Origin of the sequence: Microbispora sp. H10836 (assembly GCF_012999525.1) — a bacterium.
Lineage (GTDB): Bacteria > Actinomycetota > Actinomycetes > Streptosporangiales > Streptosporangiaceae > Microbispora.
This window is the reverse complement of the sequence record NZ_JABBWU010000005.1, coordinates 344,803-360,920: the sequence shown is the minus strand read 5'-3', so window position 1 is coordinate 360,920 and position 16,118 is coordinate 344,803. Positions and strand designations below refer to the sequence as shown.

Here is a 16,118-nt window from a genome sequence, read left to right as displayed (position 1 = left end):
AGGCCTCGTCTCAGGAGCAGGTGGTTCCGTTGAGGGTGAAGGCGGTCGGCTTGGGGTTGGCGCCGGTGTAGGTGCCCTGGAAGCCGATCTGGGTGGACTGGCCGGGGTTGATGGCCTTGTTCCAGTCGAGGTTGGTGGCGGTGACGTTGGTTCCGGTCTGGGTCCAGGTGGCCGACCAGCCGGGCGGGCTGATCTTCTGGGTGCCGGGGAAGGTGAACTTCAGGGTCCAGCCGTTGATCGGGGTGGTGCCGGTGTTGGCGATCGTGATGGTCGCGGTGAACCCGCCGCCCCAGTCGTTGGCCGCGTACGTCACCGTGCAGCCGGCGCCGGCCGAGGGAGACGGGCTGGGAGACGGGGACGGGCTGGGCGAGGGAGACGGGCTCGGCGAGGGTGACGGACTCGGCAGGCCGCTCTGGGCGGTCGCGGTCAGCGTGGCCGAGGGCTGGCTGGTGTTGCCGGCCGCGTCCCTGGCCACCACGTAGAACGTGTACTGGTCCCCGGGCCTCAGGCCGCCCGCGTAGTAGATCCTTTGCGTGGTCGACCCGAACTTGACGAATCCGGTGCCCTGCTGGATGTAGACGTCGTATTCGACGTATCCGGAGTCGTCGGTCGAGGCGTTCCAGCACATGGGGACCGCGCCCTGGAAGTGGTAATCGCACACGTGCAGATTCGTGGGCTGGGTCGGCGGCGTGGTGTCCTGCGGGGAAGGCGAGGCGGACGGGGATGCCGAGGGCGAGGCCGAGGGGGAGATCGACGGCGAGACGCCGGGCGAGGGCTCGGCGCCGGGCGGCGTGCCCCAGATGAGGCGGCCGTCGTTGCCGTACAGGGTCATGTGGTCCGCGCCCTTGGCCGACCAGTCGTTGGACGGGTCCCAGGCCGCGCCGTCGGCCACGCCGACGCGCAGCTGCACCTCGCGGCGGAACTCCGACTGGCCGCCCGGGAAGATGAGCGTCCCGGTGCAGTCGACCTCGGCGTAGTAGGTGCGCCCCTCCAGCAGGTGCGGCCCGGTGGGCTGCTTGCACTGCGTGTAGGACGTGCTCACCGTGACCTGGCTCGCCGTGGTCGAGCCGTCGAGGGTGAAGTAGTAGCGGAACTTCGCCTTGTCGAGCACGGTCGCCGGCCAGGCCGACTTGTTGATGACGAACGTCTTGGCCGCCGTCTCCCGGGTCGTGTGGGTGATCGTCGGCTCCAGATAGAACTCGGGGCCGTCGGGCGTCTCGCGCGGCAGCGTGGCCAGGGGGGAGCCGCCGTACTTGCCGTAGAGGACGGCGAGCGAGCTGGTGATGCCGGAGTTGAAGTCGAGCGCGACCTCGTTCTTCACGTAGTCGCCGCGGCTGTCGGTGTAGGCGTCGGCGCCGTCCGGGCCGCCCACGAGGGCGCCGTACAGGACGTGCCTGCTGACGGCGGGCTCGCTGTCGGGGCCGCCGTTGGTCCAGGCGCCGTGCGCGCCGCGGTGGTGCGGGTTGCGCGGCGGGTTGGTCCCGAAGCCGATCATGTAGCTGGAGCGGCGCGGGTTGTCGCCGAGCGCGTAGTCGACCTGGCGCTTGCCGAAGTCGTGGTAGCGCGTGTAGAGCGGGTCACCGGAGCCGAGGAAGTCGGCGTACCTCATCGCGACGAAGGCCGTGTTGGCGGCCATGCGCAGCGAGGCCCAGTAGAAGATGTAGGCGAGGCCACCCGGGGTGACCGTGCCCTTCTTGCCCTTGTAGTCGACCGTCCAGTAGTCGAGGTAGCGCCGGACGTCGTCCGCGTACTTCTGCTCGCCGGTCAGCTCGGCCATCTGCTCGTAGACGGCGTACTGCTTGTCGTTCCAGCCGAAGCCGAAGTTGAACACCGGCACCTGTACGCCGTTGCTCCCCGGGTCCTCCTGCGTGCCCATCTTGGGGTAGAACTCGCGGGCCCGGGAGAGGTAGCTCGCGGTGCCGGTGGCCCGGTAGAGCCAGACGGAGGCCCAGGCCAGCTCGTCCCAGTACATCTTCGTGGCGCCCTCGACCTGGCCGCCTTCGCCGGTGGAGTTGTAGAAGCCCTGCGCGGCGCTGACGCAGTTCACGTACGCCGTGTCGCGGCCGTTCGTGCCCTTGGTCGTGTCGGCGAACGTGAACAGCTGCTTGGCGTGGGTGAGCAGCGTGTCGGCGTACGCCGGGTCGGTCGGCCGGAAGACGACCGACGAGGCGGCCATCGCGGCGGCGGTCTCGGCGGCGACGTCGGTGCCCGGGCACGACGCGGTGATCTTGTAGACCGGCCGCTTGTGGCCCTTGGCCTCGACGGTCTCCGGCGCGCCCCAGTAGGAGTGGTCCTCGCCGCCGTCGCCGACCTGCACGTACAGGACGTTCGGCTCGGGATGGGCGTGGATGAAGTAGTCGTTCGACTGCCGGAGCGTGCGCAGCAGGTACGGCAACTGGCCCGAGCGCTCGTACGCCGCCCGGTAGTCCGCGCCGCCCCAGGCCAGGGTGGTGGTCATGGACGCCATAGGGAAGCCGAACTTCACGTGGTCGCCGGCGTCGTAGAAGCCGCCCGACAGGTCCACCCCCGCGGACTTCCCGTCGTTGACGGTCGAGTCGGCCCGCCAGGTCACCCGGTTGCCGGACGGCAGGTGCCCCGATTCCTGCGCCTCGTAGAACAGGAACGACTTCTGCAGCGCCTCCCCGTAATTGAAGGAGGCGGCCGAGACGGGGGTGGAGGTCGCGGTGACGGCCAGCAGGGCGCCGGCCAGTGCGGTCGCCGTGCTCGCGCTCAGCAGCCGTCGCGGTAGTCGCATCACTTGCCCCTCGGAAGGACGTCGGGCCGGCCCCGTGCGTGCGGGGCCGCCCCGGAACGGGCGGGACGATCTCGGGAGGGCTCCCGCCCGGATGGTGCGTACGCGAGGTGGCGCGATCCAAGCACGCTCCGGTCACGGACCCGTACGGCCAGGTCAGAGCGGCCGAGGGCATGTCGCGGAGCTGAAACTTTCAGCTCGCCGCCCGCCGGCGGGGACGACGGCGGGCGGCGGCTCGGCCGGCTACGCCTGCACCGGGGCGGGCGAGTATGCCTCGACGTCGTGGTGCCGCATCCGGTGGATCAGCGTGTCGAGCGCCCAGGCGCCGGGCCCGAAGACGGCGATGAGGAAGAACGACCAGCAGAACATGGCCGCCGCCTCGCCGCCGTTCAGGAGCGGGAACAGGTTCTGCGGCGCGTGGACCACGAAGTAGGCGTACGCCATCGAGCCCGAGCAGAGCAGCGCGCTGACACGGGTGAGCAGCCCGGCGAGGACGAGCGCCCCGAACACCAGCTGGATGGCCGCCGCCCACCAGCTCGGCCACGTGCCGAACGCCACGGCATGGCCGGTTCCGCGGTTGCCGCCCAGCACGCCGAAGATCGTCGCCGCGCCGTGGCAGACGAACAGCAGCCCCGTCACGATGCGGAACAGCGAGAGGACTGGTTCGCGGATCTGGTCCGATTTCATGTGATCACCTTCTTGTCGTGCCTGCCGGGAGGGCCTCGCCGCGTACGCGCGATCGCGCTGCGGGCAGGCCCATGAGAACGCGCCGGAAAAGCGGAAACCGGCGGAAGGGAAAGAGGAACTCCGGCCGTCGCCTATCTATAGTCAGAGTTCAGTAAACCGGCCGTCATTTCCGCCATCCCGTGGCTCACATTGTCGGCGAATTGGACGTCCGGCGGCAGGAAGCCGCGCGGTCCTGCGCCAAAAGGCGCGGATTTCCTGGTCAAAGCCTGGAACGAGCAGCATCGTCGTTGATGTGCGGTGTTTCGCCCATGGACCACGGTGGCCGCGCCTCGCTTATTCAACGGTGAATACGCGTGGGGCGGCGTAGCCCCAAGATTGCTTATAGGGGTACCCCTAGTCAAGACTTCAAGTAATTCTCCGTCAGGTTGTTGCCACGTGGCGTCGGCGGACGCGTGACGGCACCCCGGTCACCTGCCGGTTCTTCTGACGGGCGGTCCGCCTAATTCCGGGAGACCGCGTGAAACTTTCTCGCGGATCCCCTTCCGTGCTGCGACTGTCACCGTCCGTCATCGCGGGGGTGCGCGCGGGCTACCTCGTCCACAGGCACTCCTGCGCCGTCCGCACGAGTGCCATCAACCCGGGCGACAGCCGTTCGGTCCGCCAGGCGAGCGCGTAGGTCAGGCGGAGGTCGCCCGCGTCCAGGGGGACGAAGGCGACATCGTCCCTGCGGACGGACGTGACGACCAGGAGCGGAGTGGGCAGCAGACCGACGCCGGCCGCGACCAGGTCGAGCGCGGCGGCGAAGTCGTCGATCTCGTCGGCCACCACGTGCTGCCGGTGCGGCCCGAGACGGGCGGCCAGCCGTGCCCACACCCCGCCGGGCGGGCGTTCGCGCGGCATCAGCACACGATGCCGCGCGAGCCGCTCGGGCTGCAGGCGGGGCAGGCCGGCGAGCGGGTCTCCGGCCGGTACGGCCAGGTGACCGACGGGCACGTGGAAACGGGCGACCGTGGTCAGCTCCCGCGGGAAGGGCGCCGCGAGGATGGCCGCGGTCACCTCGCCGGCGGCGAGGGCCGCGACGGCGGCGGCGCGGCCGGCCGGGCGCAGTTCCACCTCGGCCGGAGGATCGCGGCGCGCCATCCGGCGGGCGATCCGCGCCGCGAGGCCGCCGGTGAGCGGGGGATAGGCCAGGCGGACACCGTCGCCCTCCGGTGCCGCGAGCCGTCTCGCCTCGGCCGAGAAGGCGGCCGCCGACTCCAGCAACGCCTCGGCGTACGGCAGCAGCGCCTTCCCGGCCGGCGACAGGTGGACCTCCCGGCTCGTCCGCTCGAACAGGCGGACCCCGAGCGCGCGCTCGAGACGGCCGACGGCCTGGCTCGCGGCGGGCTGGGAGACGCCCAGCTCGGCGGCGGCGCGGGAGAAGCTGAGATGCCGGGCGACGACGGAGAAGCAGCCGATGTCGCGCAGCGGCGGGCCGGAGTCCACGCTCAAGTATGGGGAGATCAGACGGTCCGGCGCAGACGCAGGTCGCAGCCCGTCTGGCGGTAGAACGCCAACTGGTCGTAATAGACCCGCCCGCTGGCGAACACGCCGTCGTCGCCCATCGTGTAGGCGCCCGCCGCCGGGAAAACCACGCGGCGGCCGGTGCCCGTGATCTCCGTGCCGCCCGGCAGCAGCAGCACGCCGGTGTGGGTGCCGCTGAACGTCCACTCCACGGACGATGGTGTCGTCGAGGACGGTTCGTGTGGTGGTCTCGTTGTGCATGTCGGGGAACGCCGTGAAGAGCTGCCGGAAGTACCACCCGATCTGCTCGTGACCCTCCATCACCCCCGCGGGCGTGACGAAGACGGCGTCCGTGCCGAAGCAGCGGAGCACCCGCTCCTCGTCCTGGGAGCCGATCGCGTCCGTGAGCGCGTCGAGCAGCGCGCTGATCTCGCCCATCCGCCTCCCGTTTCCCGTCCGGGAACTCCTACCCGTGGCGACGGGTTTCGACGCCGGGGCCGCGGCGCCCGGGGCTCACGTGGGGGCTCAGGGCTCACGCGGTCGACGTGGGAGCGGGGTCGGCATGGGCGCGGGGTCGGCATGGGGGTTCAGGGCTTGCGGGCGACTCCGCACAGCGCGTCGACCTCGGGCGCCTCCCCGAACTGGCTGGGCTCGGGCCGCCACCGCGACACCGACACCACACCCGGCTCCAGCAGCGTGAGACCGTCGAAGAAGCGAGCGAACTGCTCGGGCGTCCGCAGCCGGTAGGGGTCGCCGCCCTCGGCGCGGATGCGCTCGGCCTCGTCGGCCGCCTCGGGCGCGACGACCTTCGTGCCGTCCTCGAACACCAGATGACTGCCGGACGGCAGGGCGTCCATGAGGTGACGCACGATCCCGTACGCCTCCTCGTCGTCGAGCACCTGGCCCATGATGCCCAGCAGCATGAGCGCCACCGGCTCGCCGAAGTCGAGCGTCTTCGACGCGGCCCGCAGGATCTTGTCCGGTTCGCGTACGTCGGCCTCGATGTAGTCGGTCACGCCGGGCGGGCTGCTGGTCAGCAGGGCGTTGGCGTGCACCAGCACCAAGGGGTCGTTGTCGACGTACACGACCCGCGACTCCGGCGCCACCCGCTGGGCCACCTGGTGCGTGTTGTCGGCGGTCGGCAGGCCGGTGCCGATGTCGAGGAACTGCCGGATGCCGACCTCGCCCGCCAGGTGCCGTACGGCCCGGCCGAGGAAGCCCCGCGACTGCCGGGCGATGTCCACGATGCCGGGGTACGCCTGCCGGATCTGCCCGCCGAGTTCGCGGTCGACGGTGAAGTGGTCCTTGCCGCCCAGGAAGTAGTTCCAGATGCGTGCCGAGTGGGGCACGCTCGTGTCGAGCTTGGGACGGTGCTCCTCGCCGGGACCGTCCGCCGGTACTTCGCTCACCCGGTCCTCCTGCCGTCAGTTGATCACCCCACACCTTAGATACTCGGGCGTGCGCCGCGAAAGCCGTACGGGCCGGGGGCTTGAGTCTCCAGCCGCTGGACGGTCCACACTCGGGCTTATGGACGACGAGGGGCTGTTCACCATCGGACGGCTCTCCCGCCGCACCGGGCTGCCGGTGCGCACGATCCGGTACTGGTCGGACGTCGGCGCGCTGCCGCCGGCCGGGCGGAGCGAGGGAGGCTACCGGCTCTACGACGCGGGCGCCGTGGCCCGGCTGGAGCTCGTCAAGACGCTGCGCGAGCTCGGCCTCGGTCTCGACGACGTACGCCGGGTGCTGGAGCGGAGGGTCACCCTGGCCGAGGTCGCCGCCGTCCACGTCAGCGCACTGGACGCGCAGATCCGCACCCTGCGGCTCCGGCGTGCGGTGCTCAGCGCCGTCGCGAGGCGGCGGTCCGGCACGGAGGAGATGAAACGGTTGAACGACCTGGCACGGCTGTCCGCCGAGGAACGGCGGCGAATCATCGAGGACTTCGTGGACGAGGTCTTCGGCGGCCTGGACGCCGATCCCGAGCTGCGGCGCAGGCTGCGGCACACCGAGATCGACCTGCCGGACGACCCCACGCCCGAGCAGGCGGACGCCTGGGTGGAGCTCGCCGGGCTCGTACGCGACCCGGGCTTCCGGCGGCGCATGCGCGACATGGTGGAGCAGAACACTCGCGGTCGGGCGGGACAGGAGCCGGGGGCCTTCATGTGGTTCGCCAAGAAGGTCGCCTGGATCGCCGGGGAGGCGCGCGAGAACGGCGTGCGCCCGGAATCGCCCGAGGCCGCCGAGGTCGTCGCCCGCCTGCTCGGCGACATGGACGCCGCCGGCCGGGCGGCCGTCAGGGAGCGCCTGGAGGCCGGCCTGTTCGCCGAGGCCGAGCGCTACCGGCATCTCATGGCCCTGATCAACGGCCGGGAGCCCAAGCCGTCCCACGCGGATGACTTCGCCTGGCTTCTCGAGGCCCTCCGCGCCCATCCCTGAGGCTGGGAGTGCGGATCTGATCCCGTCCGGGTCCGCCGCGCGCGCCTTCGCAGCGTGCCATCCGCGCCGGCGGCGAGAGCCGGCCCCGCCGAGGCGTGCCGCCACGCTTCGGCGTAGGCCGATTATCGAGCCGACAAGGTCTACCACGGCCTGGCCGACCCGGCGCGTACGCCGCGGGCGCGGTCATCCGGGGGCAGGCCGACGGCTGGACCATGGAGCAGGCCGGCCGCGCGCGGCGGGACATGCTCTTCCTCGCCGTCCCCATGTTCCTGGCCGCCGCCCGGCGCCCGTGAGCCGGCGTTCCGGTGAGCCCATTCGCGGTCAGGACATGGAGATGACCTGCCCGGTGACGTGACGGGCCTGGTGCGAGGCCAGGAAGACGATCACCTCGGCCACCTCCTCCGGCGTGCCGACGTGCCGCAGCGGGCCGGCCGCGCGGACGGCCTTCTCGACCGCCGGGGTGACCCAGCCGGTGTCGGTGGCGGGCGGGCGCAGCATGTTCGCCGTGATCCCATAGCGGCCGAGTTCGGCGGCGGCCGACATGGTGTAGTTCTCCTGGGCCGCCTTGGCCGCGCCGTAGGACACCTCCTCGGGGAATCCCGCAGGCCCGCCGGAGGTGAGCCCGATGATCCGCCCCCACGTGGCGCCGCGCCGCACGTTGACCAGGATCTCGACCGGGCCGAAGGCCGCCTCCGCCCGGTCGAACAGCCCGCCGACCGTGTCGGCGCCTGCGAGGTCGGCCTCCACATGTTCGGCCCGGCCGCCCTCCCGCCGGATCCGGGTCACGACCTCCTGGGCGTCCCGCGCCCGCAGCCTCCCGTACGCCTCGGGGAAGGCCGGATCGCCGCCGTGCTCGGCGGGATCGAGGCGCTTGTAGGCGAGGAGGACCGCCACCCCGCAGGCGGCGAGCGAGACCGCGGTGGCCGCGCCGATGCCCTGGTTGGCCCCGGTGACCAGTGCCACCCGGCCCGTCAGTCGAGGATCGATCACCGCCAGAAGTCTGGCACTCGCCGAGCGACCCGGGCCACGGTTTTTCCCCGAGCGGTCGTCCGCGACGGGACCCCGGCCGGAATGTCGGTGGCCGCGGCTACGGTTCGTCCGTGACGATGTTCGGTCTCTCATGGCCGGCTACGACGGGGTCCGTCCGCTTCGAGGAAGGCGTCTGATGGTCACGGTCGACGACGTACGGCGGGTCGCGCTGGCACTGCCCCGCACCGAGGAGGCACTGGTGCGCGACCATGTGAAGTTCCGCGTCAGAGGCATCGTGTACGCCTCCGTCTCCCCGGACGAGACCCTGATGGGCTTCGGGTTCCCCAAGGAGGAGCGGGCCGCCCTCGTGGCCTCCGAGCCGGAGAAGTTCCTCATGCCCCGTCCCTCGGACGAGCGCTACCACTGGGTCAGGGTCATGATGGCGGCCATCGACGAGACCGAGATGCGGGAGCTCGTCGTCGACGCCTGGCGGATGGTCGTCCCCAAACGGGTGGCCGCCGCGTACGACGCGAGCTGACCGCCCGTCGAACTCCTCAATCTTCTCCTCGACGGCCGGGGATTGCCGCTCTTGTTCAGGAGGCCGTTTTCTGGGCGTTACGAATCTTGGGCACCGCCAATTCCGCCGCCCGCCTGCTGAGGCCGGGATCGAAGGTCGCGAAGTAACCGTCGCTCACGAGCAGTGTGACGGTGTTTCCGGCTCCGAGCAGCACAAGGTCCGTCGCGTAGATCGGATCCGGGTTCATTTCGGGAATCACCTTGCTGTATCTGATCCCGTACGCCCAGCTTCCCACTTTGCCGACGGAGAGCCTGGTGATGCCCACCTTGGCGGTACGGGTATTCGCCTTGACCCCGGCGCAGTCGCGGACCATGACCATGCCCGCATTTTTCCAGGAGGCCATGGTGGAGGAGGTGCCGCTGAGCGCGAACTGCTTGATTCCCGCCGGGTCGCCCTCCTTGTCGATGAAGACGGCCGCCTTGCTCTTCAGGAGCGGTTTCAGCGCACTGACGGCCTTCGCGCACTTCTTCGTGTGGGCCTGGTCGGCCTCCAGCGCCTCGCGATTGCGCTTGGTGTTGGGGGTGTATTCGTCGCCGAAATCGTCAGGGGTCAGCAGTGCCGCGCGTAACTGGGCGGGTGTCAGGGGTTTGCCGGACCCGGCGGCCATCGCGGGAACGGCGGAGGCCAGCAGGATGGAGGCGGCGAGACCACCCAAGATCGCAGATCGCATGGGACGGGATAATAGAGTTGTCCAGAGTGGAAAATCAATGAGTGACGACCGAATGGTTTGGCACCCCCCGTCTCGGAGACTGTCAGAATTCACGGAATGGCGACGTGCGCGGCGGCGGAATCATGGTTGGGGGTGGAGGAGGCCGATCGAAATCGTGAGAATGGCGGCGGCCGGGCCTCTCGGGGTACGGTGACCGCCACCGCGATCCGCCGACGCATTTCCCGTACTACAACACCGAGCACCGCCATTCAGAGCTCCGCTATCACCCCACCGCCTCGACGCACGACGGCATCGTCGTGATGACGCGGGCCCGCCGTCAGGAGTTCCGCCCCGGCTCAGGCGCGGGCGCCGCCGTCGACCCGCAGGACCGTGCCGGTCACGAAGGAGGAGCGGTCGCTCAGCAGCCAGGCGGCGGCCTCGGCGATCTCGGCCGGGTCGGCCGCGCGGCGCAGCGGTGTCTGCGCCGTGAGCCGCTCCTGGAGACCGGGGGATTCGGCCTCCCAGTCGCGGATCATGTCGGTGAGCGTGTTGCCGGGGGCGATCGCGTTGACGCGGATGCCTTCGGGGCCGTAGGTGACGGCGGCCGACTCGGTGAGGCTGTTGACCGCCCGCTTCATCGCACCGTAGGCCGGCAGCTCGGGGTTGCCCCGCAGGCTGCCGACGGACGAGTTGTTGACGATGGCGCCCGTGCCGGCGGTGGCCCGGATCGCCTCCACCTCGGCGACCATGGCCTGCCAGACGCCCTTGAGGTTCACGGCGTAGATGTGGTCGAAGTCGGCCTCCGGCATCCGGTCCATCGGGCCGGGCCGCTGGATCGCCGCCCCGTTGTTGAAGGCGACGTCGAGCCGGCCGTACAGGTCCACGGCGCGGCTCACGGCGGCGCGCACGCTCGCCGCGTCGGCCAGGTCGCACACGACATGGTCCGCGGTGTCGCCCGCCGCTCGGATCTCCTCTGTCACCGCCTTCAGCTGGGTCTCCGTCCGGGCGGCGAGCAGCACTCGGGCGCCCTCCCGGGCGAACAGCCGCGCCGCCGCGGCTCCGATACCGCGTCCGGCGCCGCTGACGAAGGCGACCTTGCCGGCCAGCAGGCCCGCGGCGGGTGTGAGCGTCTCAGTGGTCGGTGTGTTGTCCATGGCAGACGAGTCTTCGCCGCTGGGCGCGGCGCATCCAGGCACCGGCGGTACCTGGATCGCCGCCGCGACCTGGTCACACTGGAGGTGTGGACCGACGAGAACTGGCCGAATTCCTGCGCAGCAGGCGCGAGCGGATCAGTCCCGCCGACGTGGGACTGCCCGCCGGGCCCCGGCGCCGAACTCCGGGGCTGCGCCGTGAGGAGGTGGCGCAGCTGGCTTTCATCTCGGCCGAGTACTACACACGGCTGGAACAGGCCCGCGGCCCGCGTCCGTCACGCGAGGTGCTGGCCGGGCTGGCCCGGGCCCTGCGCCTGTCGGACGCCGAGCGTGCCCACCTCCACCACCTCGCCGGCGCCCCGCCCGCCCCGCCGCCGGGGCCCTCGCGCGAGGTGCGGCAGAGCATCCTGGACCTGCTGCGGAGGCTGCCGCAGACCGCCGCGTTCGTGACGTCCGCGACGCTCGAGGTGCTCGCCTGGAACGACTTGGCGGCCGCTCTCATGGAGGACTTCTCCGCCCTGCCGCGGCGCGACCGCAACCTGGTGCGCCGCGTGTTCATCGGACCGCACCGCGAGGGACGGCGGTTGTACGGGGTCTCCGACGCCGAGGAGTTCGCCCGCCACGCGGCCCGGCGCCTGCGTGCCGCCGCCGCCCGCTACCCCGACGCGCCCGAGGTGACCGAGCTGGTGGACGAGCTCCTCGCGAAGAGCGCGGAGTTCGCACGGCTGTGGGGGTCCCACGACGTGGGGGGCGGGCCCACGCTGCGCAAGACCTTCCGGCACCCGATGGTCGGCCCGGTCACCGTCAACTGCGACGTTCTCGACATCAGCGACCGCGACCAGCAGGTGGTGATCTACACCGCCGTCCCCGGTTCGCCGTCCGAGGAGGCGTTGCGGCTGCTGTCGGTCATCGGCACCCAGCGCATGGACGCCCCCCGCTGACCTTGCGGCCGTTCGCTGCTTATGGATGCCTGCGGCTTATCAGGATGACAGCGCGGTGATCCATAAGCACGGGCAATGGATCGGGTCGGGAGCGGGTCCGGCGCGGGGAGGATGCGGGGCGTCCTGTCTGACGAACGAGGAGTCGTGATGACGTCGTCTTTTCCCGCGTCGACCGTGCTGGGGTATCCGAGGATCGGCCCCGATCGGGAGTTGAAGCGGGCGCTGGAGTCGTACTGGGAGGAACGCACGAGCCGGGGAGATCTGGAGAGTACGGCGCGGCGTCTGCGGGAGGACTCCTGGCGGCGGCTCGCCGCGCTGGGCCTGGAGGGGCTGCCGTCGAACACGTTCTCCTACTACGACCAGGTCCTCGACACGGCGGTGCTCCTGGGCGCGGTGCCCGAGCGTTACCGGCAGGACGACGACCTGGCGACCTACTTCGCGATGGCCCGTGGCGCCGAGGGAATCCCCCCGCTGCGCATGACCAAGTGGTTCGACACCAACTATCACTACATCGTCCCGGAGATCGGCCCGGAGACGGTCTTCTCCCTCGACGCGGCCAAGCCGCTGGCCGAGGTGCGCGAGGCTCGGGCGCTGGGGCTGGAGACCCGGCCGGTGGTGGTCGGGCCGGTGACGTTCCTGCTGCTGGCGCAGGCCACGCCTGGCAGCCCCGGCGGGTTCGCCCCGCTCGACCGGCTGGACGACGTCGTCGAGGTGTACGCGCGGCTGCTCGCCGAACTGGCCGCGGAGGGCGTCGGCTGGGTGCAGTTGGACGAGCCCGCCCTGGTCGCCGACCGCACCCCCGCCGAGCTGGCCGCGGTCGAGGCGGCCTACGGACGGCTGGGACGGCTGGAGAACCGGCCCGCGCTGCTGGTCGCCTCCTACTTCGGGGACCTAGGCGACGCGCTGCCGGTGCTGGCCGCGACGCCGGTCGAGGCCGTCGCCCTGGACCTCGTCCGGGGCACGGCACACGGCGTGGACGCGCTGGCCGGCAAGACGGTCGTCGCCGGTGTGGTGTCGGGCCGCGACGTGTGGCGCACCGACCGGGACCGGGCGCTGGCCACGCTGCTCGCCGTACGGGAGCGCGCCGGCCGGGTGGCGGTGGGCACGTCGTGCTCGCTGCTGCACGTGCCGTACGACGTGGAGCGGGAGACCGGCCTCGATCCCGCGCTGCGGGAGCGGCTGGCGTTCGCCGAGCAGAAGGTCGCCGAGGTGGTCGAGCTGGCGGACCTGCTCGCCGCCGCACCCCGCCGTCATGCACCCCGCCGTCATGTGCCCGGACAGCCCGCGGCCCAGGGCCGTCCGCACGCGTCCGGACGCCGGACCGCGCAGGGCCGCGCTCCCTACCCCGTACGGGCGGCCGCGCAGGCCGAGCACCTCAAGCTGCCGATTCTCCCGGTCACCACGATCGGCTCGTTCCCCCAGACGGGCGAACTGCGCCGCGCCAGGGCCGCGCTGGCGGCCGGGGAGATCGGCGAGGCGGCGTACGAGGGCATGCTCCGCACGGAGATCGAGCGGGTGATCGCACTGCAGGAGCGGCTCGGGCTGGACGTCCTCGTGCACGGCGAGGCCGAGCGCAACGACATGGTGCAGTATTTCGCCGAGCACCTCGACGGCTTCGCCGTCACCCGGCACGGCTGGGTTCAGTCGTACGGCTCGCGCTGCACCCGCCCGCCCATCCTGCACGGCGACGTACGGCGGCCCGAGCCGATCACCGTCCGCTGGGCGCGGTACGCGCAGTCGCTCACGAGCAAGCCGGTCAAGGGCATGCTCACCGGCCCGGTGACGATCGTGGCGTGGTCGTTCGTCCGCGACGACCTGCCGCTGCGCGAGGTGGTCCTCCAGGTCGCCGACGCCGTGCGGGAGGAGGTCGGCGACCTCGAGGAGGCGGGCATCCGCGTCATCCAGGTCGACGAGCCGGCCCTGCGGGAACTGGTGCCGCTGCGGCGTGCCGAGCAGGACGCGTACCTGGAGTGGGCCGTCGCGGCCTACCGATGGGCCACCTCGGGCGCGGATGAGTGCACGCAGATCCACACGCACCTGTGCTACTCGGACGCCGACCAGATCCTCGCCGCGATCGACGCCCTCGACGCCGACGTCACGAGCATCGAGTCGGCACGCTCGCGGGGGCGGCTGCTCGGGGCGGTCGGCGACTTCTCCCGGGGGCTCGGACCGGGGGTGTACGACATCCACTCGCCGCGCGTTCCGGGCGCCGACGAGGTGGAGGCCCTGCTCACGGAGGCGCTGCGGGCGGTGCCCGCCGAGCGGCTCTGGGTGAACCCGGACTGCGGGCTGAAGACCCGCTCGTACGAGCAGGTCGAGGCCGCGCTCGCAGGCGTCGTCGAAGCGGCCGCCCGCCTGCGTGCGCGACACGCCTGAGCACGTTCAGCGGGGCTTGACGGAACCCCGGGCGACCACCAGGCCGGATTCGTAGGCGAAGACGACGAGCTGGGCGCGGTCCCGCGCGCCCAGCTTCGTCATCGCCCTGCTGACGTGGGTCTTGGCGGTGAACGGGCTGATCACCATGTGCGCGGCGATCTCCTCGTTGGTGAGGCCGCGCGCGACCAGGGCGACGACCTCCCGTTCGCGGTTCGTGAGCTCCCCGAGGGCGGCCGTCGGCACGGCGTCCGGCGGGCGGGAGACGTACTCGCTGATCAGCGTCCGGGTGACGGCCGGGGACAGCAGGGCGTCGCCGCGCGCCGCGACCCTGATCGCCTGGAGGAGCTCCACGGGTTCGGTGTCCTTGAGCAGGAACCCGCTCGCGCCCGCCCGCAGCGCGTCGAACACGTACCGGTCGAGCCCGTAGTTGGTCAGCATCACCACGCGCGTCGCGGTCAAGCGGGGGTCGGCGGCGATGCGGCGGGTCGTCTCGATGCCGTCCATGACGGGCATCTGGATGTCCACGAGCGCGACGTCGGGCACGTGCCGCTCGGCCAGCGCCAGGCCCTGGCCGCCGTCGCCCGCCTCGCCGACCACCTCGATGCCCTCCTCGGCGTCGAGCAGCGCCCGGAACCCGGCCCGGATGAGCGCCTGGTCGTCCACGAGCAGCACTCTGATCACGCCGCACCCTCCTCGACCGCGAGCACGCCGTCGCCGAACCCGGTCGCCGCGGCCGTGAGCGGCAGTTCGGCGTGGACGGTGAACCCGCCCTCCGGCCCCGGACCGGCCTGGAGCCGCCCGCCGAGCGCGGACACCCGCTCCCGCATGCCGGTGAGGCCGACGCCCGTGCGAGCCGCTCCGGGCCGCTCGGGGGCGGCCGGCACGTCGGGCAGGCCCCGGCCGTCGTCCTCGACGCGTACGACGAGGGCGCCGGGCCGGTAGCCGACGTGCACGGACGCCGAGGCGGGGCCCGCGTGCCGCGCCACGTTGGTGAGCGCCTCCTGCACGATCCGGTAGGCGGCCAGGTCGACCTCGGGCGGCAGGGCGCAGGGCGTGCCGGTGACCGCCAGCGTCGCGGGCACACCCGCCGACCGCGCCCGCTCGACCAGCTCGCCGATCCGGTCGGCCCGGGCCGTGCCGGGGGCGTCGTCGGCGCCGGGTTCGCGCAGCACCTCCAGCGTCGCGCGCAGCTCCCGCATGGCGTCGGCGCTCGCGTCCTGGATGGCCAGCAGCGCGGGCGGCAGGTCCTCTCCCCGCTTGCGCGCCAGATGGACGGCCACCCCGGCCTGCACCTTGATGATGGAGATGCTGTGGGTGAGCGAGTCGTGCAGCTCCCTGGCGATGCGCAGCCGCTCCTCGCCGGCCCGGCGCAGCGCGGCCTCCTCGCGGGTGCGCTCCGCCTCGATGGCGCGCTGCTCGGCCTGGCGCAGATAGGCCCGCCGCTGCCGGGAGACGACCCCCGCCACGTTGGCGGCGACGAACCAGCCGAGCAGCAGGCCGACCCGGTCCACCACCTCGCGCGGGGTCCGCGTGCCGAGGTCCGACAGCTCCACCAGCAGGACACCGGCGAGGTAGACCGCGCTCGCCGACGCCGCCCACACGCGCCGGCCGGCGTTCGCGGCGGAGAAGACGGTGATCATCACGGGGAAGGCGGTCGCGGTCTCGGGGGGCACCCGCAGGGCGTAGGCCAGCATGCAGGCTGCCGAGACGACGAGCGCGGTCACCGGCGCCGTCCGCCGAACGGCCAGGGCGGCGGACCCGCCCACCAGGAGCAGGTAGCCCACCACCCCCACCCGCGCCGGGCCGCTCGGCGCGCCGGGCAGCAGAGTCCCGCCCGCGAGCAGCGCCGCCATGACGCCCGCGATCGCGGCGTCCGCGGCGTACGTCCCGGACAGGCGCCGCGCACCTGTCCGGCTGTCCGGCGGAGCCGGTGCGACCACATCGGTGCCAGGGGACGCCTTCTGATCCGGGGAGACGGGTGGGCCGGGGGAGGCCTGCCGTCCGCGATCGCCGTCCATGTGCGAAGCGTAAACCGTGACCGATTCGCGCCGCCTCCTCCCGGCGGACCGGTCCCGCACTA

General features: G+C 72.0%; 14 protein-coding genes and 1 pseudogene. 4 read left to right on the top strand and 11 right to left on the bottom strand.

Going from position 1 to position 16,118, the window contains the following annotated elements; genetic code table 11:
- Positions 1–10: 10 nt before the first annotated feature.
- The 6 genes and pseudogenes from HHX30_RS13105 to HHX30_RS13090 all read right to left on the bottom strand — a co-directional run bounded on the left by HHX30_RS13105 (position 11) and on the right by HHX30_RS13090 (position 6,351).
- On the bottom strand, positions 11–2,755 hold the full coding sequence (locus HHX30_RS13105) for a glycoside hydrolase family 9 protein (protein ID WP_169982163.1): 2,745 nt from the start codon (positions 2,753–2,755) through the stop codon (positions 11–13).
- Between the two features lie 240 nt (positions 2,756–2,995).
- The gene (locus HHX30_RS13100; RefSeq protein WP_169982162.1) at positions 2,996–3,439 is read right to left on the bottom strand and encodes a DoxX family protein; all 444 of its coding nucleotides are present in this window, start codon (positions 3,437–3,439) and stop codon (positions 2,996–2,998) included.
- 588 nt (positions 3,440–4,027) lie between these two features.
- Positions 4,028–4,924: a LysR family transcriptional regulator gene (locus HHX30_RS13095; RefSeq protein ID WP_311922349.1), complete on the bottom strand. Its 897-nt coding sequence runs from the start codon at positions 4,922–4,924 to the stop codon at positions 4,028–4,030.
- A gap of 17 nt (positions 4,925–4,941) precedes the next feature.
- On the bottom strand, positions 4,942–5,154 hold the full coding sequence (locus HHX30_RS41595; protein ID WP_249349950.1) for an ester cyclase: 213 nt from the start codon (positions 5,152–5,154) through the stop codon (positions 4,942–4,944).
- A 37-nt stretch (positions 5,155–5,191) separates the two neighbouring features.
- Positions 5,192–5,380, bottom strand: a pseudogene (locus HHX30_RS43715) (nuclear transport factor 2 family protein); the annotation flags it as partial.
- A gap of 149 nt (positions 5,381–5,529) precedes the next feature.
- Positions 5,530–6,351 carry an SAM-dependent methyltransferase gene (locus tag HHX30_RS13090; protein ID WP_169982160.1) on the bottom strand — a complete coding sequence of 274 codons (822 nt, stop codon included), beginning with the start codon at positions 6,349–6,351 and terminating at the stop codon, positions 5,530–5,532.
- A 118-nt stretch (positions 6,352–6,469) separates the two neighbouring features.
- Between HHX30_RS13090 and HHX30_RS13085 the strand changes: the two genes are divergently transcribed.
- Positions 6,470–7,375 carry a MerR family transcriptional regulator gene (locus tag HHX30_RS13085; RefSeq protein ID WP_169982159.1) on the top strand — a complete coding sequence of 302 codons (906 nt, stop codon included), beginning with the start codon at positions 6,470–6,472 and terminating at the stop codon, positions 7,373–7,375.
- A gap of 321 nt (positions 7,376–7,696) precedes the next feature.
- On the opposite strand, the gene HHX30_RS13080 is transcribed toward HHX30_RS13085, so the two are convergent.
- On the bottom strand, positions 7,697–8,365 hold the full coding sequence (locus HHX30_RS13080) for an SDR family oxidoreductase (RefSeq protein ID WP_311922347.1): 669 nt from the start codon (positions 8,363–8,365) through the stop codon (positions 7,697–7,699).
- A 175-nt stretch (positions 8,366–8,540) separates the two neighbouring features.
- On the opposite strand from HHX30_RS13080, the gene HHX30_RS13075 reads away from it, so the two are divergent.
- Positions 8,541–8,882: an MmcQ/YjbR family DNA-binding protein gene (locus HHX30_RS13075; RefSeq protein WP_169982157.1), complete on the top strand. Its 342-nt coding sequence runs from the start codon at positions 8,541–8,543 to the stop codon at positions 8,880–8,882.
- A 55-nt stretch (positions 8,883–8,937) separates the two neighbouring features.
- Here the strand turns inward: HHX30_RS13075 and HHX30_RS13070 are convergent, their stop codons facing one another.
- Positions 8,938–9,591, bottom strand: a complete 654-nt coding sequence (locus HHX30_RS13070; RefSeq protein ID WP_169982156.1) for a hypothetical protein — start codon at positions 9,589–9,591, stop codon at positions 8,938–8,940.
- Positions 9,592–9,926: 335 nt separating this feature from the next.
- Positions 9,927–10,724: an SDR family NAD(P)-dependent oxidoreductase gene (locus HHX30_RS13065; protein ID WP_169982155.1), complete on the bottom strand. Its 798-nt coding sequence runs from the start codon at positions 10,722–10,724 to the stop codon at positions 9,927–9,929.
- Between the two features lie 86 nt (positions 10,725–10,810).
- Between HHX30_RS13065 and HHX30_RS13060 the strand changes: the two genes are divergently transcribed.
- Positions 10,811–11,662 carry a helix-turn-helix domain-containing protein gene (locus HHX30_RS13060; RefSeq protein ID WP_169982154.1) on the top strand — a complete coding sequence of 284 codons (852 nt, stop codon included), beginning with the start codon at positions 10,811–10,813 and terminating at the stop codon, positions 11,660–11,662.
- A gap of 147 nt (positions 11,663–11,809) precedes the next feature.
- Complete coding sequence (gene metE / locus HHX30_RS13055) at positions 11,810–14,038, top strand: 5-methyltetrahydropteroyltriglutamate--homocysteine S-methyltransferase (protein ID WP_169982153.1); 2,229 nt, start codon at positions 11,810–11,812, stop codon at positions 14,036–14,038.
- A gap of 6 nt (positions 14,039–14,044) precedes the next feature.
- Here the strand turns inward: metE and HHX30_RS13050 are convergent, their stop codons facing one another.
- Together HHX30_RS13050 and HHX30_RS13045 are read right to left on the bottom strand one after the other, a co-directional pair.
- Positions 14,045–14,719 (bottom strand): response regulator transcription factor, encoded by a 675-nt coding sequence (locus HHX30_RS13050; protein ID WP_169982152.1) that lies wholly within the window; start codon positions 14,717–14,719, stop codon positions 14,045–14,047.
- Entirely contained in the window at positions 14,716–16,056 is a 1,341-nt protein-coding gene (locus tag HHX30_RS13045; protein WP_249349949.1) for a sensor histidine kinase, read from the bottom strand. The genes HHX30_RS13050 and HHX30_RS13045 overlap by 4 nt, the downstream gene beginning before the upstream one ends.
- Between the last annotated feature and the right edge of the window lie 62 nt (positions 16,057–16,118).

Bases quoted from the DNA above. Each gene is read 5' to 3' on its own strand.
- HHX30_RS13070 (WP_169982156.1), bottom strand. From the start codon at position 9,591: ATGCGATCTGCGATCTTGGGTGGTCTCGCCGCCTCCATCCTGCTGGCC.
- HHX30_RS13075 (WP_169982157.1), top strand. From the start codon at position 8,541: ATGGTCACGGTCGACGACGTACGGCGGGTCGCGCTGGCACTGCCCCGC.
- HHX30_RS13105 (WP_169982163.1), bottom strand. From the start codon at position 2,755: ATGCGACTACCGCGACGGCTGCTGAGCGCGAGCACGGCGACCGCACTG.
- HHX30_RS13085 (WP_169982159.1), top strand. From the start codon at position 6,470: ATGGACGACGAGGGGCTGTTCACCATCGGACGGCTCTCCCGCCGCACC.
- HHX30_RS13100 (WP_169982162.1), bottom strand. From the start codon at position 3,439: ATGAAATCGGACCAGATCCGCGAACCAGTCCTCTCGCTGTTCCGCATC.
- metE (WP_169982153.1), top strand. From the start codon at position 11,810: ATGACGTCGTCTTTTCCCGCGTCGACCGTGCTGGGGTATCCGAGGATC.
- HHX30_RS13065 (WP_169982155.1), bottom strand. From the start codon at position 10,724: ATGGACAACACACCGACCACTGAGACGCTCACACCCGCCGCGGGCCTG.
- HHX30_RS13045 (WP_249349949.1), bottom strand. From the start codon at position 16,056: ATGGACGGCGATCGCGGACGGCAGGCCTCCCCCGGCCCACCCGTCTCC.